We start from the raw sequence: 22,557 nt of genomic DNA, 5'->3' as shown, positions 1-22,557 counted from the left end.
TCTCTGCGGTTAAAAAAAAGCGGGCGCCGATGGCGCCCGCAGTCATCTCACTCACACTTCAAAAGAGGCGTTTACTTGCGTCCTGCGGTGAACTCCGGATAGGCCTCCAGGCCGCATTCGGCGATGTCCACGCCCTTCAGTTCATCCTCTTCGCTGACACGGATACCCATGGTGTACTTGAGGATCAGCCAGAAGATAATGCTCATGATGAAGACGAAGGTGAAGATGGACAGGATACCCACCAGCTGAGCCACGAAGCTGGCGTCCGGGTTGGACAGCAGCACCGCGAACACACCCCAGATACCCGCCGTACCGTGAGCGGAGATGGCGCCGGCCGGATCGTCGATCCGGATCTTGTCCAGCAGCACGATGGAGAACACCACCAGCACGCCACCGATGAAGCCGATGGTGGTGGCCAGCAACGGATGGGGCATCAGCGGTTCCGCCGTGATGGCCACCAGGCCGGCCAGGGCGCCGTTCAGCCCCATGGTGAGGTCGGTCTTGCCGAACAGCAGGCGGGAGGTGATCAGGGCCGCTACCACACCGCCGGCGGCGGAGAGGTTGGTGTTGGTGAAGACGCGGGCCACGGCATTGGCGGATTCTACATCGGATATCTTCAGCTCGGAGCCGCCGTTGAAGCCGAACCAACCCAGCCAGAGGATGAAGATACCCAGGGTGGCCAGGGGCATGTTGGCACCCGGCAGGGCGTTGATCTGCCCCTTGGGACCGTACTTGCCCTTACGTGCGCCAAGCAGCAGGACACCGGCCAAGGCCGCCACCGCACCGGTCATGTGCACGATGCCGGAACCGGCATAGTCCAGGTAACCCAGCTCACTCAGGAAGCCGCCGCCCCAGCTCCAGAAACCCTGGAAGGGGTAGATGAAACCAGTGAGGACCACGGCGAAGATGAGGAATGCCCAAAGCTTCATGCGCTCGGCCACGGCACCGGAGACGATGGACATGGCGGTAGCGACGAAGACCACCTGGAAGAAGAAGTCCGACAGGTTGGAGTAGTAGATCTCGCCGTCGCTCAGCAACACTTCCTCAACGGAGTTATCCACACTGCTCAGCAGCGGCATGAAGCTCGGGATGAGGGAGTTGAAGCCGTCCCCGTACATGATGTTGTAGCCGATCAGCATGTACATGATGCAGGCGATGGAATACAGCGCGATGTTCTTGGTAAGAATCTCCACGGTGCTCTTGGAGCGGACCAGGCCGGCCTCCAGCATCGTGAACCCTGCGGCCATCCACATGACCAGCGCGCCGGATACGAGGAAATAGAACGTATCCAGGGCGTATGCAATTTCTATGACTTGGCTTTCCACGGTATGTCCCCCGCCGACAGTGGTCGGCTTATGGTTTTACAGTGCGTCGGAACCGGTCTCTCCGGTACGGATGCGAATGGCCTGCTCCAGCGGGAAGACGAAGATCTTGCCGTCCCCGATCTTGCCCGTATTGGCCGACTTGCTGATGGCCTCGATGACCTGGTCCACCAGGGCAGTGTCGACGGCCACTTCCAGCTTGACCTTGGGCAGGAAATCCACCACGTACTCGGCCCCCCGATACAGTTCCGTGTGACCCTTCTGGCGCCCGAAGCCCTTGACCTCCGTGACGGTGATGCCCTGCACCCCGATCTCGGAGAGCGCCTCGCGCACGTCGTCCAGCTTGAACGGCTTGATGATGGCAGTGACTAGTTTCATGTCGGGTGCTCCCGGGAAACGGCCCGCGCCCGGCAGGCCGTGTCCTGATGTGATTGAGAGATTCCTGGTTCTCAGAAGCTCATGACGAAGGAGACGTTGAAGCGCGGGTCGTCAATATTTCCACCGTTGTCATCAATGTCGTTCTGGGTGTAGGCGAAGGTGAAGTCACCCATGGAGGTAGCCTTGGTCAGGTAGAGGGACCACCAGGTGTAATCGTCCCAGTCACTCTGATCCCAGGCGACATGACCCACGGTAGCGCCCAGGGTCATGTCGGTCATGACGTCAAAGGCGTAACCCAGCTCATAGAAGATCGTGCCTTCAAAGTCACTGTCGTCGGCATTGGTCAGGTAGTTGATCATGCCGTACAGCCCCATGTAATCCAGGGCGCCGTAGATCTCGCCCAGATCGGCGTCATCCAGGCTGGGATAGGCATAGTAGATGTAGCCCACGTCGAACCCGACGCCGGAGGCACCGATTTCACCGGCGACACCGAAATAGGCGTCGATCTCGTAGCCGGCACCACTGTTACCATCGTCATCCTCGCCAAAGTCCACATTGGAGGCCCAGGTACCGATGTAGAAACCGCCTTCATGTTCGAAGTCCAGCCCACCCTGGACTGCCGCCTGATCGTCGGTCTGGGTCACACCACGGAACAGATAGTTGCTGGTGAAGCCGATGTTGGCGCTGATCTCGGCGGAAGCCGTGGACGTCACCAGTCCACCGGCCAGCAGGGCGGCGGTCACGGCGCTGGTAATGGCGGCCTTCTTGAACGTGCTGTGCATGTGTCGATCTCCTGAGCTAATGGTTTTTGCTGTGGTTGAAAAAGTGCTTCAACGGAGCAATAGCAGGGAGCGTGCCAGTTTTTTTTATCCTTTATTTCAAGAGATTGGAAACACACGAAAATAATCGCCCCAGGCAGACGCGCCGTTTTGGGCAAATGCACCCCATGGACGCACCAAAATGGGGCGAACCCCCGCCACTCCCCCATCCCTGCCGAGACGACTAGAATGGGGATCAACACACGCAAGACCACGGAGGTAACCGCCATGATCGACAGCAAGACCCTGGATGAGATGGCACGCAAGCTGAGCGGCATGATGCCCGAGTCGGTGCAGCACGTTCAGTCGGATATCGAGAAGAACCTGAAGGCCGGTCTGTCCGGCGCCCTCCAGCGCATGGATCTGGTGACCCGGGAAGAATTCGAGGTTCAGGCCGCCCTGCTGGAGCGCACCCGCGAGCGCCTCTCCGCCATGGAGGCCAGAGTCAAGGCCCTGGAGAAGGAATTCCTGGTCCCCCGCACCCGGGGGGACGACAACCTGGGCGAGGTGTAGCAGCGTCGTTTTCCCCTCACCCCAACCCCTCTCCCCCAAGGGGAGAGGGGCTTACTGCCTCCCTTCCCCCCTATGGGGAGAAGGGCCGGGGATGAGGGAAACCCGCAACTCATTTGTGGCCCTCCTGATACCCCGTCACCATGGACTTGAGATAGGCATACCAGGGATGACCGGTGGTGGAGGCCATGTAGATGTGGCCGATCAGGAACAGCATCAGGGCAAAGGTGGCCGCCACGTGGGCGTAGGCTACCCAGGCCAGGGGCAACAGGTCGCCCATGAACGTCCCCTTCCAGGCGGCGTAGGTCAGCAGCAGCAGACCGGATACCCACAACGCCGGTGCAATCGCCGCCTTGAAACCGAAATAGGCCAGTCGCTGCAGCGGATTATGCTTGCTGGACGGTGATGTCACGAAGGGCTTGGCTTCGCCGGAGAAGATCCCGTAGACGTAGTACAGCATCACCGCCGGCAATCCCCGGTGGGTGGGCACGTACTGGCGCCACTCCCCCGTCACCACATGCCAGAAGATGGCAAAGGCCCACAGACCGATCAGGCTCAGGGCCATGACGATATGGGCCTTGAGGGCCGTGTCATAGGCGATCAGACCATGACTGCCGTGCAGCGCCAGCCCGGTGAACAGCAGGCCGAAGATCAGGACCGTCTGCGCCCAGTGCCAGACACGCTCGAACAGTGTGAAGATGCGTAACTTGCTCATGCAGACCCCCTCATTCGGCGACGGTGGATCAGATAGCGCCCCAGGCCGTGAACCACCACCGACAGCAGGGTCAGCCATACCGCCAGCCAGCCGATGGGTTCCCAGGGGTGACGGTCACGCCCGGGGATGTAGACCCCCGGCAACTCCGCCAGCCGACCGTCCACGCTGTGGCAGGATTCACAGCTCAGGGCGTCTTCTCCGGGCGCCACCATGTGATTGACCGGCCAGTACATGCGGGTGTCGACAAACCCGTATTCGCCACTGAACCCGACCTCGGTCTGACCCACCCGGAGGGCGGTGGCCATGCCCGATGCCAGGGCGGCATCCCAGTCATAGCCCCGCCAGAAGGCGTTTTCGTCACGCCCGAACAGATGGGCCACCAGCAGGGCGTTGTGCCGGGTATCGTAGGGCTGACGCCCGGCCATGACCTTGAAGGGCCAGATCCGGGCCCCGGGCTGCCCCGGCCCGCCCTCCGGCACGTTCACGTCCACCGGTCCGGATGGATCGATGGGATCACCCAGCAGGGTGTAGCGCATGTTGCCGTCAAACCAGCGGTACTCCGGTGCATAGTTTTCCCGCCACTGGAAGGCACCCTTCATGCCGTCATAGACCACCAGACCGTCCTCCATTTCCACCACGGGGCGCCCCTGTGCGTCCCGCCGACCGGCCACGGACCAATCCCAGAGCGTCTTGGTGGGCAATCCGCCCCGGGCGATGGCCGGTACATGGCAGGTCTGGCAGGCAATGAATTCAGCATGCTGATTGAGCTTGTTGTGGATGCCGGTGTCATGGGGCGTCGAGCCGTGGCAGGACTCGCAGGCAGGCCGGTCACTCTCCCGCCCCGGCACTGCGACACCCGCCTGCGGGGCCGCCTTGAGCTGATAACGACTGCCCTGCTGGATGTGACCGGTGAATTCATGGCAAGTGGCACAGGAAAAATTCAGTCCGTCGGGCGCCATGTGCACATCAACGGTGCGGGGCGGCCCCAGCAGTGAGCTGTCCAGATCCCCATGCTTGACCGCGTCGCCCCCGCCGCCTTCAAAGTGACAGGTGCCACAGGTCTCCCGGCTGGACTTGCCCACATGGCGGGCCACATGAGCCAGATCCGGCGCCTTGAACAGCTTGCCCCGGAACGGGGTGTCCTCGTAGGGGGGGTGGCCGGCGCCGGTGGGGAACTTCACGTAGGTGCCGGTGGTGTCGTGACAGACCAGGCAGTCCACCCGGTCCTGGGCGGTGAAGTCGAAGTGTTCGTCTTCCCAGCCGTAACCCACATGGCAACTGCTGCAGCGCTCATAACTGCCGGCAATGCCCTGGCACAAATTGTTCAGGGCAAATCGCTTGCCCAGGACCTGACCGGTTTCCGGTTGCTCGAAGCGCCAGGTCCAGTGGATGCTGCGATGGACCTGCGGCGCGGCTTCCGTATGGCATTCCAGACAGGCACGGGTGACTTCGGGACCGCTGTGGAACGGTCCCGCCAGCTGCTCGAACTTGCGATGATCCGCCGTGGAGGACAGGCGCGTCTCCGCCGGCTGGGGGATGGTCTCGCCGGCCAGGGCCGGCAAGGGAGCCGGCAACAGCACCAGCGAAAGAATGAGAAGACCTGAGCGTATCGACACGTGTCACTCCGGGATATGAATGGCAAACCGGAGACCATTAGTAAACACTAATAATCTAAAGTGAGTGTGTCACAACCTCACCGCCTACGTCCTTGACAATCATCAGAAAGGCCCACGCAAGGGCCAAGGCCGCCCTGCCCGACGCATCCGGACACGCACACACCGGGGGGTCATCACGACAGTCTCAACCGCGACGGCACCAGTCATCGCCGGCGGCGTCCTCCCGGGTCCGCTCGCGCACCACGTAGGAGCGGATCCGGCCGGACTCGAAATAGGTCCGGGCCATCAGCTCGCTCAGCACGCCGGTGGTAAGCAGCTGCACCGAGACCAGCACGCACATCACCCCCACGAACAGCAGCGGCCGGGTGCCGATATCCGCCTGCAGCAACACCTTGACCGACGCCAGGTAGCCCAGGATGACCGCACCCAGGGCACCGAAGAACAGGCCGATGGAACCGAAAAAGTGCCCGGGGCGTGCCTTGTAACGCATGAAGAAATACACCGACAAAAGATCCAGGATCACCCGGAAGGTGCGGGAGATTCCGTACTTGGAGTCGCCATGGGCACGGGCATGATGGGTCACCACATGCTCGCGGATGCGCCGCGGCGAGGTCTGGGTGGCGAACCAGGCGGGGATGAAGCGGTGCATCTCGCCGTAGAGACGCACTCCCTTGAGGACCTGGGCCCGGAACACCTTGAGACTGCAGCCGTAGTCGTGCAGGTTCACCTTGGTGGTCCAGCGGATCAGCTTGTTGGCGATGCGGGACGGCACCTTGCGTTTCCACAGATCGTCATGACGGTCCTTGCGCCAGCCCGCCACCATGTCCAGGTCCTCGTCCAGCAGTCGCCGCACCATGACGGGGATATCCGCCGGATCGTTCTGCAGGTCACCATCCAGGGTGGCGATGACGCTGCCGCGGGCGTGGTCGATCCCCGCCTGCATGGCCGCAGTCTGGCCGAAGTTGCGCTGCAGCGTCAGCACCCGCACATGGCGTCCATACTGCTCCCGGGCCGCCAGCATGCGGTCCGGCGTGGCGTCGGCACTGCCGTCATCCACCAGCACCACTTCCCAGGGCATGGACAGATCACCCAAGGCCTCATGGATACGGGCCACCAAGGGGGCCACATTATCCTCCTCGTTGTACATGGGAATGACCAGGGACAGGCTCAGGGCCTCCTCGGTGCGGTAGACGGCGTAGCCCTGATCATCGGTGACGGCCTGAGCCGCCGCGGCATCGCCTTCGGGTTTGACGGACATGATTCTCTATTTCTCTTCGTTGGCTGCCGGCAGCCAGGGCAACAACAGCCCGCCGGCAAGCGTGGATCCAAGCAGGAAAAGGTGCAGATTGACGGCGCCCACCAGAGCCTGTTCCGCCGACACGCCGAAAGGCAGCAGAGCCGCCATCACACCGGCCTCATAGGTACCGGCACCTCCGACCCCGTGTACCGGCAGGACACTGGTCAGATCACCGGCGATGACCGCCAGCCACAGGGCGGCGGCGGGGGCCTCCAGGAACAGGGCCAGCACCCAGACAAAGACGGCCAGTTTGACGCTCCAGTTCAGTGCCGTCCAGGCCCAGGCACGCCAGAAGTCGCGGGGAGAGGTCGGCAAGGCCTCCAGGGCCTGCAGGATCAAGCCACCCCATCGCCCCTGAACGTGCGGTGCCAGTCGGCGCTGCAGCAGGGGTGAGGCGCGACGCACCAGGGGCAGGGTGAACAACCACAGGAGCGTCGCCGCCAGCGCGGGCAGCCAGCCCACCAGCCAGGTGCCGACCGCCGCCAGACCGAAGGCGGCGAGCACGTGCAGGTCCATGAGGCGAAACCAGAGCAGCACCGGCACGGAATGGACCGCAGGCACCTGGAAGTAGCGCGCCATCAGCACCGGGAAGCTCAACTCGCCGGTACGCATGGGCAGCAGATTGTTGAGCAGATTGTGGATCAGCGTCAGGCGCAGGCAGGCCGGGAAACGGCCTCGCATCACCGGTCGGTAAAAGTCATAGACCCGCCAGGCACGCAAGACATAGGTGAGCAGGGTGAGCAGACCGGCCGCCAGCAGGGCCGCCGGCGACAGATCCCGCCAGGGCACCAGGATGGCCCCCCAACCGTAGAAGCCTTCCACCAGCCCGACAAAGGCCAGGAAGATGATGATGGAAACGAGGGTTCTGGCGCGCGGCCTCAACATCCGGAAATATCCCAACACACTGCCACCCGTCGACAAAGCGAAACCCTGCCGCCGACACCACGACCGGGTTAAACTGCGTTCATTCCATCCAAGCCCTACAAGCCGACATCGTGCCACGTATCCATACCTATTACCCGACGGACCTGCAGGAACTGTCGCCCCGCATCCTCTGGGCCTTCCTCACTGCGGCCCTGTTCACAGCCTTCTTCTACAACCTGCACGGCGTGCCGCTGTTCGACCTGGATGAGGGGGCGTTCAGTGAAGCGACCCGGGACATGCTGGCCCGGGGGGACTTCATCGCCACTTATCTCTACGGCGAGCCGCGGTATGATAAGCCCATCCTGATTTACTGGCTACAGGCCCTGAGCGTGAGCGCCTTCGGGCTCAACGAACTGGCCCTGCGACTACCCTCGGCCCTGGCCGCCACCGGCTGGATGCTGCTGATATTCGCCTTCATGCGGCGGGTCTGTGACCGTCATACCGCACTGGCGGCCGCCATCATCGGCGCCACGTCCCTGGGGGTGATCGTCATCGGCAAGGCCGCCATCGCCGATGCCGCCCTGCATCTTTTCATCGTCGGCGCCATGTTCGCCATCTACCTGCATTTCAAGGAAGGCGGGGTTCGCTGGGTCTATCTGGCGTTCCTGTGCATGGGGCTGGGCTTTCTGACCAAGGGACCGGTGGCAGTGGTGATCCCGCTGGCGGTGAGCCTGATCTTCTATGGTCTCAAGGGCGAGTGGCGGTCCTGGCTGCGGGCGGCCTTCAATCCCCTGGGGATCATGCTGTTCCTGCTCATCGTGCTGCCCTGGTATCTGGCCATCACCTGGCGGGAAGGACCGGGGTTCCTGATGGGCTTTTTCCTGGAGCACAACCTGGGTCGTTTTCAGGCCCCCATGCATGGGCATGAAGGTCCCTTCTATTTCTATCTGCCGGTACTGCTGGTGGCCCTGCTGCCCTATACCACGGTGCTGATCCGGACCCTGTGGGAAGTGAGGGAGAGCTTCCGCGAGGACCTTCACGGGTATCTGCTGACCTGGTTCCTGTTCGTGCTGGTACTGTTTTCGGCGGCCGGCACCAAGCTGCCCCATTACATCTTCTACGGCATCACGCCCCTGTTCATCCTGATGGCCCTGCATCTGGACCAGGTCCGCAGCCGGTTTTGGCTGTTCCTGCCCCCGGCCCTGCTGTTTGCAGGGCTGTTGACCCTGCCCCATCTGGTGGACCTGATCAAACCCCATCTGGACGACCCCTTCATTCTCGCCCTGCTGACGGACCACCATGTGCATTTCGGCCCCATCTGGCATGCCTTCTTCGTCATCGCCCTGGCGGCCTGTCTGTTCTTCATGCTGGATCGACGCATCCAGCGCGGCTATCGCCTGTTCCTGATCGGCCTGACCCTGAACGTGGGCGTGGCGGGACTCCTGCTGCCGGCGGTGGCCGGTGTACAGCAATCCCCCATCCGCGATGCCGGCCTGGCGGCCCGGGATCTGCCGGAGACGGTGGTGATGTGGCGCCTGAACAACCCCAGCTTCAGCATCTACGCCAATCGGGGCGTGGAGCGGCGCATGCCGGAGCCGGGAGAAGTGGCGGTCACCAAGGAGGACTCCCTGGCGCGCCTGGAGCACCATCATTATGAAGTGCTGCACGCGCGCAACGGGGTGATCCTGGTACGGATACTCGAAGCCCCATAGAGGTGCCGGGGATGCCGACTTTGGGTTATAGTCCGGCGATCAAGGACGAGCCCCATGGAAGGACCCATGCACCTTGCCGTCATCCGCAGCCGAGCCCAGTTGGGTATCCAGGCGCCCTCGGTACACATCGAAGTCCATCTGGCCAACGGCCTGCCCAGCTTCGCCATGGTGGGCCTGCCGGAAGTCGCCGTGAAGGAAAGCCGTGATCGGGTTCGGGCCGCCATCCAGACCAGCGGTTTTGAATTCCCTGCCCGCCGCATTACCGCCAACCTGGCACCGGCGGACCTGCCCAAGGAAGGCGGGCGCTTTGATCTGGGAATTGCCCTGGGGATCCTGGCGGCCTCGGGACAGATCCCCCTCAAGGCCTTGAACGGCCTGGAGTTCCTGGGAGAGCTGGGCCTGACCGGTGAACTGCGTTCGGTACGCGGCGTGCTGCCGGCAGCCATGGCCGCGGGACGGGCGGGGCGCACCCTGATGCTGCCCCGGGGCGATGCGGACGAAGCGGCACTGGTAGACGATGTGAACGTGATCGCGGCGGACCATCTGCTGGAAGTCTGCGCCCACCTGCGCGGCGAAGCCCCGCTCTCCGCCCATGTGCGCACCCCACCGGCCATGGGCGATCCGGTATCGCAACCGGATCTGGCGGACGTGCGCGGCCAACCTCAAGCCCGCCGCGCCCTGGAGGCTGCCGCCGCCGGCGGTCACCATCTGCTGATGGTCGGGCCGCCCGGCACCGGCAAGACCATGCTGGCCAGCCGGTTGCCCGGGCTACTGCCACCCATGAGTGAGACCGAAGCCCTGGAGACCGCAGCCCTGCATGCCGTCAGTCACCACGGCATCGACCCCGCCCGGTGGCGTGCCCGCCCCTTTCGCACCCCCCATCACACCTGTTCGGGGATAGCCTTGGTGGGCGGAGGCTCGCGCCCCAAACCCGGAGAGATTTCCCTGGCCCATAACGGCATTCTGTTCTTGGATGAACTGGCGGAGTTTGACCGCAAGGCCCTGGACGTGCTGCGCGAACCCCTGGAGACAGGCCGAATCTCCATCTCCCGGGCCGCCCAGCAGGCGGAGTTCCCGGCCAGATTCCAGTTGGTGGCGGCCATGAATCCCTGCCCCCAAGGCTATGACTGCGACCTGGGGGCCAACTGCCGTTGCACCCCGGAGCAGCGGCGACGCCACCGGGGGCGCATCTCGGCCCCGTTGCTGGACCGGATCGACCTGTCCATTGAGGTACCCAGACTGCCCCGGGATGTGCTGCTGGAGCCTGGCCCACCGCCGGAATCCAGCGCCGTGGTCAGGGCGCGGGTGTCCGCCTGCCGGGATCGGCAACTGGCGCGGCAGGGGAAGCTGAATGCGGGATTGTCCGGGCGGGAGACGGAAGGAGTCTGCACGCTGGCAGCGGCCCACCGACAGTTGCTGGAAACGGCCATGGACCGGTTCCGACTCTCGGCACGGGCCTATCACCGCATCCTGCGGGTCGCCCGCACCCTGGCGGACATGGATGAGGCACCCCGGATCGAGGTGCCTCATCTGATGGAGGCCCTGAGCTACCGGGCCATGGACCGGTGGCGGGCCAGCGAGGCCTGACTGTTCGCAATCAGGGCTGCGCCTCCACCACAGGACGGCCCCTAAAACAGGACCGCCCCGGCCGGCTTAGCCGCCGCTGGAGCGGGAGGCGCGCTTGCGCTCGTGTTCCAGCAACAGCTTCTTGCGCACCCGGATCGCCTTGGGGGTGACCTCAACCAGTTCATCGTCCTCGATGAACTCCAGGGCCTGCTCCAGGGACAGGCGCAGGGGGGGCGTGAGGATGATGTTCTCGTCGGAACCGGCAGCGCGGATATTGGTAAGCTGCTTGGCCTTGAGGGGATTCACCACCAGATCGTTGTCCCGGGTGTGGATGCCGATCACCATGCCCTCGTAAACCTCCTCGCCGGGACCGATGAACATGCGGCCACGCTCCTGCAGGTTGAACAGGGCAAAGCCCAGGGCCTTGCCGGTGCCGTTGGCAATCAGTACCCCGTTGTTGCGCGGGGCCACCGCACCGGGGCGGAACTCGCCATAGCTGTCAAATACATGATGCAGGATGCCGGTGCCGGAGGTGGCGGTCAGGAACTCGGTCTGAAAACCGATCAGGCCGCGAGAGGGTACCCGGTAATCCAGACGCACGCGACCCTTGCCGTCGGGGATCATGTCCAGCAGCTCGCCGCGACGACTGCCCAGCTTTTCCATGATGGCACCCTGGTGCTGCTCTTCCACGTCCACCGTCACCATCTCATAAGGCTCTTCCTTGACCCCTTCACGGGTGCGCACGATGACCTCCGGGCGGGATACACCCAGTTCAAAGCCCTCTCGGCGCATGTTCTCGATCAGGATGGACAGGTGCAACTCGCCTCGGCCGGAGACGCGGAACTTGTCCGGGTCATCCGTTTCTTCCACCCGCAGGGCCACGTTGTGCTTGAGTTCTTCCAGCAGACGTTCACGCAGGTTGCGGGAGGTGACGTACTTGCCGTCACGGCCGGCAAAGGGCGACGTGTTGACCTGGAAGGTCATGCTCACGGTGGGCTCGTCCACCGTCAGGGCCTTGAGGGGTTCCACCGCCGCCGGATCGCAGATGGTGTCGGAGATGTAGAGTTCGTCCATACCGGTGAAGGCGATGATGTTCCCGGCGCGGGCCTCGGGTACTTCCACCCTTTCCAGCCCCCGGAAGCCCAGGATCTGCAGCACACGGCCGTTACGGACGTTGCCTTCCCGGTCCATAACCTTGACGGCGGTATTGGTTCTGACCTTGCCCCGGGTGATGCGGCCGATACCGATCAGGCCCTGATAGGTGTTGTAGTCCAGGGAGGACACCTGCATCTGGAAGGGACCTTCGGGATCCACGCGGGGGGACGGCACCTTGTCGATGATGGTCTGGAACAGGGGGTCCATGTTGCCGTCGGTCACGCGGGGGTCCAGGCCGGCGAAACCCTTCAGGGCCGAGCAGTACACCACGGGGAAGTCCAGCTGTTCCTCACTGGCGCCCAGACGGTCGAAGAGGTCGAAGATCTGGTCCACCACCCAGTCGGGCCGGGCACCGGGACGGTCGATCTTGTTCACCACCACGATGGGACGAAAGCCCATGGCAAAGGCCTTGGCGGTGACGAATCGGGTCTGGGGCATGGGGCCGTCGACGGCATCCACCAGCAGCAGCACCGAATCCACCATGGACAGCACCCGCTCCACCTCGCCGCCGAAGTCGGCGTGGCCGGGGGTATCCACCACGTTGACGCGGTAACCGTTCCATTCCAGGGCGGTGTTCTTGGCCAGGATGGTGATGCCCCGCTCCTTCTCCAGGGCGTTGGAGTCCATCATCCGCTCCACCACCTGCGCCCGGGCATCCAGGGTTCCCGACTGCTGCAGCAGCTTGTCCACGAGGGTGGTCTTGCCATGGTCCACGTGGGCGATGATGGCGATGTTGCGAAGCTTGTCGGTCATGGGAAAAACGGCCTGCCGCCGGGGAATTGTTGGGCAAAGGGGGCGAGGATTATACAGCCCGCAGAGTTGCGCGGATATGGCGAGGCGGAGGAATATGCACTTAAAAGCGGGTATTCAAAGAAGAAATTGGGCATCATGGATGCCCTGCAAACCCTGCGAACCAGGAGGCCTTCCCATGAAGACTCGCTACCAGGACATTGCTCCGTATCAGACGCTGGATGGATCGGAGATCCGGGAACTCATGCATCCCCGCCTGAATGGCGAGGGCGCCCTGAGCCTGGCGGAGGCCTTGGTGCGGCCCGGGGCCTGTACCCGACTGCATGCCCATGTGGAGACCGAGGAACATTATCACTTCACCCAAGGCGAGGGCATGATGCATCTGGGGGAGCAGGTATTCCCGGTGAATTCGGGAGATACGGTAAGGATACCGCCGGGGACCGCCCACAAGGTCCACAACACCGGTAATGTACCCCTGCGCATCCTCTGTGCCTGTGCCCCCCCCTATCTCCATGAGGACACACAGATCCTGGACTGATCAGGCCGGTGTCTGGTTCTCCACCGGCATCTGCAGATGAAACCCCCGGATCCTGAGGTTTTCCATCACCTGGGCGGCATCTTCCCGGGCCAGCCTGCGCTGCGGGGTCAGTTCGAACTCCAGGGCAAACACCGGCGCACCGAACACATTCATCAGGGCATCCGGCAAGGATGAGAAGTCATCCTTTACAGGCAGGTAGAGATAGGTGTCCTGCTTGCGACTGCTGCGATAGACATAGCACGTCATGCCTTCGGTGTTGTAACTCAAACCGTCCTCTCCTTCACTCAAGAATCAATACGTTGGAAACCCCGCAACCGGCCCGTCATTCCCGCACCTCATCCACCATTCCCGCGCCTCATCCGTCATTCCCGCGCAGGCGGGAATCCAGTGACGGACTGCCCTGGACTCCCGCCTGCGCGGGAGTGACGACAAAACACCTTCGCGGGCACGGTAACAGGCGAATTTTGCGGAAACGTCGACAAGGACTCAATCCGCCTCGAAGATCACGTCGGGCTCATCGGGCAGGGACTGCACTTCAGCCGACGGCGGGACCCGAGGCGCGGCACCCATCCGATCCCAGACCTCCATGCGCCGGATGTCCCGGCGCCGGTACTCGAAGGCCACATGCCCCCCCAGGATGACCTGCTGCAGATAGAGGCTGGTGGGCGTGACTGCAATCAGATTGCCCTCCCGAACCACCCCGTCACCCAGCACCAGCCGCATACGCGCACCCTCCAGCTGGGGGAGTTCAGCCGGCAGGACCATTCGGTAGGCTCGGGGCGCGGGGGCGGGATCCGCTTCCAACCTGAAACTGGAGGCAGGGGGCAGGGGCTGAACCGGCGCAAAGGGATCGTACTCGACAATCTCAAGCGGCTGCCCGGTCTCCTCCTCGATCCGACGGACCAAGGCCTGGTTGGGCAGTTCCACATCCCAGGGGCGTGTGACGGGCATCTGAATGTCCACCCCCACACCGAACCGTTCCAGGGTCTGCTCCACGGTCCGGTCGGCACCCCCGTGCAGGGCTCCGCCGAGCACCAGCAGCCCCATCACCGACACCAGAAAGCCGGTTCGGGCCCGGTGCCAGTGCAGCAATACAAAGGCCAGCGAGACGACGGGGACGAGGTTGATCACCCCCCAGATGAATTCCCGGCGAAAACCCGCCAGGACCACCAGCAGGTAACCCAGGAGCACCAGTGCCGCACCTGCCAGCAGGGCGCCGTCCAATACGGTCATGCGCAGGCCCTCAAGCCACAATTCAGTGGCAAGATTATAACAGCGCCTATACCGGTCAACGCCGCTTGTCCACACCACCCGCCCGGGTTAAGCTGCCGGTCGGCGGTCAGAACCTCAAGGAGAGAGGCATATGTCCCGGGAATACGGACTGACACTCACCGAACTGCTCATCACACTTGCCGTTGCCGCGGTGCTTGCCACCGTTGCCATCCCCGGTTTTGCGGGGATGGCGCGGGAACAGCGGTTGATCACCACCACCAACACTTTCATCAGCGCCCTCCACACGGCCCGCTGGGAGGCGGTGAAGCGCGGCCACCATGCCCTGCTCTGCCCCTCCACGGACGGCCTGCGGTGTGCATCCGCATCCTATGCCGAAGGCTGGATCGTCGGCGTGGTGGAACACCCGGTCACGGGGCCGGTGATTCAACCCGACACGGTCATTCGTCACTTCGATTCCGTGCCCGCATCAGTCACCATCCACGCCAACGGCACCATGGGGGAATACATCGCCTATCGCAACGACGGGCAAACCCGTCGCCTGAACGGCGCGCTGCAAATGGGTTCGGTATGGCTATGCCATGGGGAGGTGGGACGACGAATCGTCATCAGCCGGACCGGACGGGCGAGGGTGGAAGCCGCCGCCTGCTGAGCAGGGCGGCGATGCGGGAACCGCCCGAGCATGGGCGTCGGGCGGCTTCCTTGGTTGGCGATTAGCGGGCCACCCAGGCGGTGCACCAGCCGTTGGCGGATACCAGCTTGCCGGGGAATACGGTGCAAGGACCCCAGTCCTGGGCACTGGCATCGCTGTACAGCAGACAATTCATGCAGGTTTGCCCTTCTTCGTAGGCCGGATGCTCCACGCCCGCGGCATCATGCCGGTACTCCAGGGCCTGAGCAGCGGGATCATCCTCGCTCAGGCGCTCCATGGCCATGGCCGTCGTGGTCCAGCCCAGCCCGGCCATGGGCACGGCCAGCAGGCCATAGCTGCCGAACTTCAGAAAACGGCGCCGACTCAGGGTATTGTCGCGATCAGTCATCGTCACTTCTCCTGTGTGTTCATCGTGTGAGTCTCGCAAAATGCCCCTGGCATTCGAACCCTGCACCGGTCCCTGATATTCTGTTGTCCCGCCTTGGCAGCGCAGGCTTACAACCTACATAAGCTGGGGGCACCGGATTCACCCTAGCGAACCCCGGCCACGGGTGCAAGCCTCCTGGCGACCGCCGTCAAGGCCGTTATAATGAACGAATTTCGCACTCCGGAACGCCATCCCGCCCCTGTCCTCATGGACGATTCACCGGACACGCCCTTGTTGCTCGAGATCCAACAACTGCGCACCCCCCAGATCGGGCCTTTGGACCTGAGCCTGCACGCCGGAGAAGTGGTCCAGGTGGCCGGGCCTTCCGGCGCCGGCAAGTCCCTGCTGCTGCGGGCCATCACCGATCTTGACCGCAATGAAGGTCAGATCCGACTGGAAGGGCATCCCAGGCACACATTTTCCGGGGCCGGCTGGCGGCGGCGAGTGGGCTATCTGCCCGCGGATCCGGCCTGGTGGGCGGACACCGTAGGTGAACATCTGCAGTCAGGGGATGAGCACTGGCTTGAGGCCCTGGGCTTCACGCCGGATGTGCGCACCTGGACCGTGGACCGGCTATCCAGCGGTGAGCGGCAACGGCTGGCGCTGGTGCGTGTGCTGCAGAACCGTCCTCGAGTCCTGCTGCTGGACGAGCCCACCGCCAACCTGGACCCGGACAATACCCGGACCATGGAACGCCTGATCCGGGATTATCTGCGCGAAAGCGATGCCGCCGCCCTGTGGGTCAGTCATGACGCGGACCAGCGCAGCCGCCTGGGCGGCCGCCTCTTCACGATGGAAAACGGTCGACTGACGGAGTCAAACGGATGAACGTCATCGCTCTGTCACCCATGGACCTTAGTCTGGCAGCCCTGCTGGTGATTGCCTTGGCGGCCCTGACCAGCCGAGTGGGCATGGGACTGTCGAGGAGCCTACTGGTCTCGGCCACGCGTACGGTGGTGCAGCTGCTGCTGATCGGTCTGGTGCTCAAGACCCTGTTCGAGCATGCCGCCCTGCACTGGGTGGCCGGCATGGCAGCGGTCATGCTGCTGGTGGCAGGGCGTGAAGTGGTGGCCCGGCAGGGGCGACGTTTCACCGGCTGGTGGGCCTACGGCATCGGCACCCTGGCCATGTTCGTCTCCGCCTTCACCGCCACGGTGTTCGCCCTGACCGTCATCATCGGCCCGGCCCCCTGGTGGGAGCCCCAGTACGCCATCCCCCTGCTGGGGATGCTGCTGGGCAACACCATGACCGGGATCGCCCTGGGCCTGGATCGGCTCACTCAATCCGCCTGGCAGCAGCGGCGGGTGATCGAAGGTCGCCTGATCCTGGGGCAAACCTGGACGGAAGCGATCCAGGACATTCGCCGGGAGGCGGCCCGCAGCGGCCTGATGCCCATCATCAATGCCATGGCGGCGGCGGGCATCGTGAGTCTGCCCGGCATGATGACCGGCCAGATCATGGCGGGGACACCGCCCATGGAGGCGGTGAAATACCAGATTCTGGTGATGTTTCTCATTACTGCAGGCACCGGCTTCGGTACCCTGGGTGCCATCTGGCTGGGATCTCGGCGGCTATTTGATGAACGGGAGCGCCTGCGCCTGGATCGCCTGAAGCTCGGATGACGAAGGACACTCCAACCGTCGGGAAGGCCCCTGCAGGCTCCCCGGGGCACCGGCATAGGGAGTATCATAGGCCCGCTTTACCGGGGCCGGTGTTACAGGATCACCGGCCCTCCATTCGCGCTGATCGACAAGGCCCATCATGACAGATTGGACGACGGATAACGCCCGCCAGACCTACAACATCCCCCACTGGAACGGCGACTATTTTCACATCAACGATCAAGGCCGCGTGATCGTCCGCCCGCCCGCCCATGCCCATCATCCAGGCGTGGACCTGTTCGAACTGGTGAGCCATGTGTCCGGCCTGAACATCGACGTGCCGGTGCTGGTGCGTTTTCCGGACATCCTCTGCGATCGCGTGAAGCGACTCACCGAGGCCTTCGATCAGGCCATCGAGGACAACGAGTTCCCCGGCCGCTACACCGCCGTCTATCCCATCAAGGTGAATCAGCAGCGCAGCGTGGTGGAACGCATCCTCACCTGCGGCGGCGAACGGGTGGGCCTGGAGGCAGGCAGCAAGCCGGAACTCATGGCGGTGCTGGCCCTCGCCCGCCCCGGTGGTGTGATCGTCTGCAACGGCTACAAGGACCGGGAATACCTGCGCTTGGCCATGATCGGCCAGCTGCTGGGCCACCGGGTCTACATCGTTATTGAGAAGCCCTCGGAATTGAACGGCGTGATCGAGGCCGCCCGCGACCTTGGGGTCCGCCCCACCCTAGGCATGCGGGTACGGCTGGCCTCCATGGGCAAGGGCAAGTGGCAGAACACCGGCGGCGAAAAGGCCAAGTTCGGGCTCTCCGCCGCCCAGGCCCTGAAGCTGCTGGATCAGCTGCGGGACCATGACATGCTGGACTGCATGCAGCTGCTGCATTTCCACATGGGCTCCCAGATCGCCAATATCCGCGACATCCAGTCGGGCATGTACGAGGCCTCCCGCTTCTTCGCCGAGTTGCATCGCCTGGGCGCCCCCATCCAGGTGGTGGACGCCGGCGGCGGCCTGGGTGTGGACTACGAGGGCACCCGCTCCCGCAACCTGTGTTCCATCAACTACAGCCTGCAGGACTATGCCGACAGCCTGGTGCGCATCCTGGCCAATACCTGCCGGGAATACGACCTGCCGCCGCCTGAGATCTTCACCGAATCCGGCCGCGCCATGACCGCCCATCATGCGGTACTGATCACCAACGTGATCGACACCGAACGCGCCCCGGTAGCCGCCGATATCCAGCCCCCCGATGAAGAGGCCCCGGCGGTACTGCTGGACATGTGGAGCCTGTTCGAACGCACCGCCGAGAGTGCCCCCACCGAGGTCTTTCACACCATGGTGGACTGGTTGCGGGAAGTGCAGTCCATGTTCACCCACGGCCTGCTGGACCTGGAGCATCGGGCCCTGGCGGAGCAGATCTATTTCGCCACCTGCCGAAGGCTGCTGACCGGGCATGCCCAGCGCCTGCCCCGGGATATCGCCGACGAACTCACGGAAAAGCTCTCGGACAAGTATTTCTGCAACTTCTCCGTGTTCCAATCCATCCCGGACGTCTGGGCCATCGACCAGATCTTTCCCATCATGCCCCTGCACCGGCTGGATGAGCGGCCCACCCGGCTGGGGGTGCTGCAGGACCTCACCTGCGACTCCGACGGCCACGTAGACCGCTATGTGGACGGCGAGACCATCGTCCCCAGCCTACCCCTGCACGAGTTCCGCCCCGGAGAGCAGTATCTGCTGGGGATCTTCATGGTCGGGGCCTACCAGGAGATCCTGGGAGACCTGCACAACCTGTTCGGCGACACCGACGCCATCAATGTGGTACTGACCCGGGACGGCGGTTACGAGGTGGTGGAACCGGAACAGGGTGACACGGTGGAGGAACTGCTGCGCTACGTGCACTTCGACACCGAGCTGCTGGCGGGCGCCTATCGCACCAAGGTGGCGGCCGCGGGTCTGGACGAGGCCATGCAGCGGCAGATCCTCAAGGAACTGGACAACGGTCTGTCCGGATACACCTACCTGGAAGACTGATCCATAGCGGGCATGCCCCCTGTCCTCCCGTCCATGGCGCGCCGGGAAGGCAGGAGGACCTGCGTCAGTGGGCGGTCATGCCCCCGACCACCAGATAATGGGCACCGGTGATGCCGATGACCCCGTTATTGAACTGCCCCATGATGATGGATCTGCGGTTGCAACGGTCTGGTTGAGTCCTGGCTCCTCATGCACTAAACTTAGCAGCCTTTCCGTGAGCCTGCCGTGCCCTCTCTCGGCAGCATGTAAAGGATCAAACCGGTTTTTAGTGCCGCCGGCATAGCTCAGTTGGTAGAGCAGCGCATTCGTAATGCGAAGGTCGTAGGTTCGACTCCTATTGCCGGCACCAGTCGCAGTGAAAAGGGCGGCCCCTATGGGCTGCCCTTTTTCATGACCGTCTTTCTTTACCACGCCCCGAGGCCTGATCCCGCCCGTCCGCTTCATCCCCCATGGCCGAAGATACCGGTCGCATCCTGCAACTGCGGACATGCTCATGCTCTAGAATGGTCTCCACCTCATTCCGTCTGGATTTCACCCTCATGCCCACCAAAGCACTCGGTCTCGGATCTTCCAGAGTCATCGTCTTGACAGCCATGGTCGCCCTGCTGTTGGGCGCCTCCCTCCTCGGCCTGAACCAGTGGGTGCATAAGGCGGCAGCGGACCGAATCGAAGCCAGCCTGGAACACCTCGGGCAAATCGACAGCACACAGCCCGGCCTGCACCTACTGTGGGCCGATTATGATCGCAAGCAAGGATTCATCCGATATCGGCTACGCTTCATACCCGCACCCGATAGCCCGCTCTACCCGCTGCTCACCGAACGACAGGAAACCGAACTCCCTTACCTGGAGCTATCAGGTAACGCCGAAGTCACCACCCATGGGTTGCCGGGACTACTGGGTAAGATCGCCGATGTGGAAGGACAGCTACTGCTATCCGATACCTGGAGACAGGTGTTGCCGGATTATCAGGGCGAAGACTGGGCCCACTACGACATTGAATTCCATACCCGACACCAGCACCGCGTCAGCATCCATGGTGAAGGCTATCAGGGCAGAATCATGAATGCCCTGGGCCAAAGACAGGGAGAGGCCGACTGGTCGGCGTGGCGCTTGGTCGGCCACTGGCGACAGGATGGCCGCCTCGACCGACTGTCCCTGGATCTGCCACGGGCATGGATCAAGGTGCAGGATGAAAATCTCGAGCTCCTGCTGGAATCGCTGGAGTTTGTGCTGGAAGATGCCCTGGTTGAAGAAGGCATCCTGACGCAAGCTCAGTCCGAAACCCGGATTACACGCTGGCGGCTGGAAGACCGCCATGACTCCCTGGAGATGCGGGACTTGAAACTCCACTGGCACAATCAGCGGGAAGCGGACCGGCTCAAAAGTGACGTGATCCTGGCCTGGGGACCCCTCATCCTTGACGGATCCAAGCTGCTGGAAAGCGGTCAGGTGAGCATGGGATCCGACGTGAGCTTTTCAGGCCTGGTTGAACTCAGAGCAATGACGGATAGCGGAACCAGCGAAGACGCGGCCGCTCGGGAGGCTGGCCTGCACGCCTTGCTCAGCCGGGGCGCCATGATCGCCGTTGATACGCTGTCCCTGCAGCACGCCGAAGCAGGCTCATTCGAAGGCCGGCTGACCCTGGGGCTGAAGAAAAATCCTGCGCTGGATCTAAGCCGAGGCCTTGCGGGCCTGGAAGCCCTGCACGGCTCCGCCGGTGTCCAGGTCCAGCCCGCCCTGATCAAGGCGCTCATGCGATCCTACCTGCTGGAGCAGTTCCCGGGCGCGGAAGGCCCCCATCTGGATCGACTGGTGGAACAGCAATGGCTGGAATGGTCCTTTTTAATACGCATGATGCCCTTCGTGACCCACTGGGATGACGACCTGATCCGCATGGCCCTGGAGTTGGACGCCGGCATGCTCTCAGTGGACGGTCGACAAGTCATGAACCTGCAGGAGATCCTGCGGCTGTTCTAGCTGCCTGTCGGTCATGATCAAAGACTGCGGGCCGGGGAAAGGTGCTAACTTACCCAAGTCGGGAGGGCTTGGCACAGCCATGTCGGTCCTTCTCCATGACGACGAGGGAGACCCAATGACTTTACTTCCATGCCCACTTTGTACCCCCCGCGATGAAACACTGGTCTGGCAGGATAGCTGCTGCCGGGTCATCCTGGTGGAGGACCCCGACTACCCCGGCTTCTGCCGGGTGATCTGGCATGACCACGTGGCTGAAATGAGCGATCTGGTCCCGCTGGAGCAACAGCACCTGATGGGCGTCGTCCTGGCCACGGAACGGGCGCTGCGCGCCCTGATGAAGCCGGAGAAAATCAACCTGGCCAGCCTTGGCAATCAGGTTCCCCATCTTCACTGGCATGTGATCCCCCGCTTTCGGGAGGATGCGCACTTTCCCGAAGCGATCTGGGGCACCCGGCAACGAGCAACTCGCCCGGGACAGGCGCCGGATCGGGAGATCCTGGCCAGCTGGATCGAGTCCATCATGGGTCATCCGGGGAAACCTGCCGGTAGCGCCACGGTCTGAAAGCGGAGACATCCACCCGCTTTGGAACCCACCATCATGCTGACCCCCTGCATCAATATCTGCCGGGCAGAAAACGGCCGCTGCATCGGTTGCGGACGAACACTGGAAGAGATCGGTGCCTGGCAGGCGCTCCGTGATCAGGAACGGCGCGAGATCATGGCGCGACTGCTCATTGAGGGCTATCCAAGGTCTGCCGGGGCAAAGCCCGAACCCGCCCAACCGTCCAGAGCGCAGATGCCCGGCCCACTCACCGGTCATGCGGGTTCCGACATCACCTTCAGACCGGCCTGGAGGCGCCATCCCCGGGCCGTCCTGATCGATGGCATTCCGTACGGTGAGCGGATCATCACGTTGGTGGAAGCGCTGCAGATGATCTCGGATGGTGGCCTTGGAGCGGAAGCCTATGAATCCATCGCCCGCCGGGCACTAGGAAGATAACCTAGGACCAAATCTTGAGGCCCTTGCCGTCATTCCGCCTTCTTGCCGTCGCTTTGTGCCCTCCTGCCGTCGCTCTGCTCTCTTGCCGTCGCTCTGCTCTCTTGCCGTCGCTCTGCCCTTTCGCCGTCACGCCCGCCCCCCTGTCATCACTCCCGCGCAAGCGGGAGTCCAGGGTGTTGAGTCTGCCGATGGATTCCCGCCTTCGCGGGAATGACGATCTGCAGGGCAGCACTGGACTCACTGCTCGGGAGACTGATGGATTCCCCCTTTCGCGGGAATGACGCGGCGGTGGCGGGAATGACGGTATGGAGTCCTGCCCGGGGTTGGTGGGGGTGCGAGGGCTGTGTGGCTTAGGGGCCGGTGAGGCGGGGTGGCCTGAATTGCGA

Annotated in this window: 22 protein-coding genes and 1 tRNA gene; 12 read left to right on the top strand and 11 right to left on the bottom strand. The window is 63.3% G+C overall.

All coding sequences use genetic code 11. The annotated features are described in order from the left end of the window. Positions 1-71 precede the first annotated feature (71 nt). The 3 genes from LQ956_RS10870 to LQ956_RS10860 all read right to left on the bottom strand — a co-directional run bounded on the left by LQ956_RS10870 (position 72) and on the right by LQ956_RS10860 (position 2,482). Positions 72-1,325 carry an ammonium transporter gene (locus tag LQ956_RS10870; protein ID WP_238622711.1) on the bottom strand — a complete coding sequence of 418 codons (1,254 nt, stop codon included), beginning with the start codon at positions 1,323-1,325 and terminating at the stop codon, positions 72-74. 36 nt (positions 1,326-1,361) lie between these two features. After that, positions 1,362-1,700, bottom strand: a complete 339-nt coding sequence (gene glnK / locus LQ956_RS10865) for a P-II family nitrogen regulator (protein WP_238622712.1) — start codon at positions 1,698-1,700, stop codon at positions 1,362-1,364. A 71-nt stretch (positions 1,701-1,771) separates the two neighbouring features. Continuing rightward, on the bottom strand, positions 1,772-2,482 hold the full coding sequence (locus LQ956_RS10860; protein ID WP_238622713.1) for a TorF family putative porin: 711 nt from the start codon (positions 2,480-2,482) through the stop codon (positions 1,772-1,774). A gap of 264 nt (positions 2,483-2,746) precedes the next feature. Between LQ956_RS10860 and LQ956_RS10855 the strand changes: the two genes are divergently transcribed. Further along, on the top strand, positions 2,747-3,031 hold the full coding sequence (locus LQ956_RS10855; protein WP_238630018.1) for an accessory factor UbiK family protein: 285 nt from the start codon (positions 2,747-2,749) through the stop codon (positions 3,029-3,031). A gap of 109 nt (positions 3,032-3,140) precedes the next feature. Here the strand turns inward: LQ956_RS10855 and LQ956_RS10850 are convergent, their stop codons facing one another. The 4 genes from LQ956_RS10850 to LQ956_RS10835 all read right to left on the bottom strand — a co-directional run bounded on the left by LQ956_RS10850 (position 3,141) and on the right by LQ956_RS10835 (position 7,541). Further along, positions 3,141-3,743 carry a cytochrome b/b6 domain-containing protein gene (locus tag LQ956_RS10850; protein WP_238629996.1) on the bottom strand — a complete coding sequence of 201 codons (603 nt, stop codon included), beginning with the start codon at positions 3,741-3,743 and terminating at the stop codon, positions 3,141-3,143. Further along, positions 3,740-5,359: a tetrathionate reductase family octaheme c-type cytochrome gene (locus LQ956_RS10845; protein WP_238622985.1), complete on the bottom strand. Its 1,620-nt coding sequence runs from the start codon at positions 5,357-5,359 to the stop codon at positions 3,740-3,742. The genes LQ956_RS10850 and LQ956_RS10845 overlap by 4 nt, the downstream gene beginning before the upstream one ends. A 184-nt stretch (positions 5,360-5,543) precedes the next feature. Then, positions 5,544-6,617, bottom strand: a complete 1,074-nt coding sequence (locus LQ956_RS10840; RefSeq protein WP_347402083.1) for a glycosyltransferase family 2 protein — start codon at positions 6,615-6,617, stop codon at positions 5,544-5,546. A 6-nt stretch (positions 6,618-6,623) separates the two neighbouring features. Continuing rightward, a complete protein-coding gene (locus LQ956_RS10835; RefSeq protein WP_238622984.1) occupies positions 6,624-7,541 on the bottom strand; it encodes a lysylphosphatidylglycerol synthase transmembrane domain-containing protein in 918 nt (305 codons plus the stop codon). A 110-nt stretch (positions 7,542-7,651) separates the two neighbouring features. Between LQ956_RS10835 and LQ956_RS10830 the strand changes: the two genes are divergently transcribed. Next, positions 7,652-9,232 (top strand): ArnT family glycosyltransferase, encoded by a 1,581-nt coding sequence (locus LQ956_RS10830; protein WP_238622983.1) that lies wholly within the window; start codon positions 7,652-7,654, stop codon positions 9,230-9,232. A 66-nt stretch (positions 9,233-9,298) separates the two neighbouring features. Beyond that, a complete protein-coding gene (locus tag LQ956_RS10825; protein ID WP_238622982.1) occupies positions 9,299-10,819 on the top strand; it encodes a YifB family Mg chelatase-like AAA ATPase in 1,521 nt (506 codons plus the stop codon). 66 nt (positions 10,820-10,885) lie between these two features. Here the strand turns inward: LQ956_RS10825 and typA are convergent, their stop codons facing one another. After that, positions 10,886-12,706, bottom strand: a complete 1,821-nt coding sequence (gene typA, locus LQ956_RS10820; protein WP_238622981.1) for a translational GTPase TypA — start codon at positions 12,704-12,706, stop codon at positions 10,886-10,888. Positions 12,707-12,881: 175 nt separating this feature from the next. Between typA and LQ956_RS10815 the strand changes: the two genes are divergently transcribed. After that, positions 12,882-13,241, top strand: coding sequence for a cupin domain-containing protein (locus LQ956_RS10815; RefSeq protein ID WP_238622980.1), 360 nt, complete (start codon positions 12,882-12,884; stop codon positions 13,239-13,241). Here the strand turns inward: LQ956_RS10815 and LQ956_RS10810 are convergent, their stop codons facing one another. Continuing rightward, positions 13,242-13,487 carry a YcgL domain-containing protein gene (locus tag LQ956_RS10810; protein WP_238622988.1) on the bottom strand — a complete coding sequence of 82 codons (246 nt, stop codon included), beginning with the start codon at positions 13,485-13,487 and terminating at the stop codon, positions 13,242-13,244. A gap of 240 nt (positions 13,488-13,727) precedes the next feature. After that, positions 13,728-14,474: a hypothetical protein gene (locus LQ956_RS10805; protein WP_238622979.1), complete on the bottom strand. Its 747-nt coding sequence runs from the start codon at positions 14,472-14,474 to the stop codon at positions 13,728-13,730. 130 nt (positions 14,475-14,604) lie between these two features. On the opposite strand from LQ956_RS10805, the gene LQ956_RS10800 reads away from it, so the two are divergent. Next, positions 14,605-15,123 (top strand): GspH/FimT family protein, encoded by a 519-nt coding sequence (locus LQ956_RS10800; RefSeq protein ID WP_238629995.1) that lies wholly within the window; start codon positions 14,605-14,607, stop codon positions 15,121-15,123. Between the two features lie 61 nt (positions 15,124-15,184). On the opposite strand, the gene LQ956_RS10795 is transcribed toward LQ956_RS10800, so the two are convergent. After that, a complete protein-coding gene (locus LQ956_RS10795) occupies positions 15,185-15,511 on the bottom strand; it encodes a high-potential iron-sulfur protein (RefSeq protein WP_238622977.1) in 327 nt (108 codons plus the stop codon). A 246-nt stretch (positions 15,512-15,757) separates the two neighbouring features. Here LQ956_RS10795 and LQ956_RS10790 point away from each other — a divergent pair, with 246 nt between their 5' ends. From LQ956_RS10790 to LQ956_RS10760, 7 genes are all read left to right on the top strand, one after another. Next, positions 15,758-16,378, top strand: a complete 621-nt coding sequence (locus LQ956_RS10790; RefSeq protein WP_238622987.1) for an ABC transporter ATP-binding protein — start codon at positions 15,758-15,760, stop codon at positions 16,376-16,378. Then, positions 16,375-17,172: an ABC transporter permease gene (locus LQ956_RS10785; RefSeq protein ID WP_238622976.1), complete on the top strand. Its 798-nt coding sequence runs from the start codon at positions 16,375-16,377 to the stop codon at positions 17,170-17,172. Before LQ956_RS10790 ends, LQ956_RS10785 begins: the two co-directional genes overlap by 4 nt. A 139-nt stretch (positions 17,173-17,311) precedes the next feature. Then, positions 17,312-19,192 (top strand): biosynthetic arginine decarboxylase, encoded by a 1,881-nt coding sequence (gene speA, locus LQ956_RS10780; protein WP_238622975.1) that lies wholly within the window; start codon positions 17,312-17,314, stop codon positions 19,190-19,192. Between the two features lie 273 nt (positions 19,193-19,465). Beyond that, positions 19,466-19,541 (top strand) — tRNA-Thr (locus tag LQ956_RS10775). Positions 19,542-19,785: 244 nt separating this feature from the next. After that, positions 19,786-21,171 (top strand): DUF945 family protein, encoded by a 1,386-nt coding sequence (locus LQ956_RS10770; RefSeq protein WP_238630017.1) that lies wholly within the window; start codon positions 19,786-19,788, stop codon positions 21,169-21,171. 115 nt (positions 21,172-21,286) lie between these two features. After that, entirely contained in the window at positions 21,287-21,733 is a 447-nt protein-coding gene (locus LQ956_RS10765) for an HIT family protein (RefSeq protein WP_238622972.1), read from the top strand. A 36-nt stretch (positions 21,734-21,769) separates the two neighbouring features. Next, complete coding sequence (locus tag LQ956_RS10760; RefSeq protein WP_238629994.1) at positions 21,770-22,171, top strand: DUF1289 domain-containing protein; 402 nt, start codon at positions 21,770-21,772, stop codon at positions 22,169-22,171. Positions 22,172-22,557: the final 386 nt, after the last annotated feature.

The organism is Ectothiorhodospira lacustris, from assembly GCF_022227845.1.
GTDB lineage: Bacteria > Pseudomonadota > Gammaproteobacteria > Ectothiorhodospirales > Ectothiorhodospiraceae > Ectothiorhodospira > Ectothiorhodospira lacustris.
Note: the sequence above shows the minus strand (reverse complement) of the source record. Positions and strands in the feature narration are given on the sequence as shown.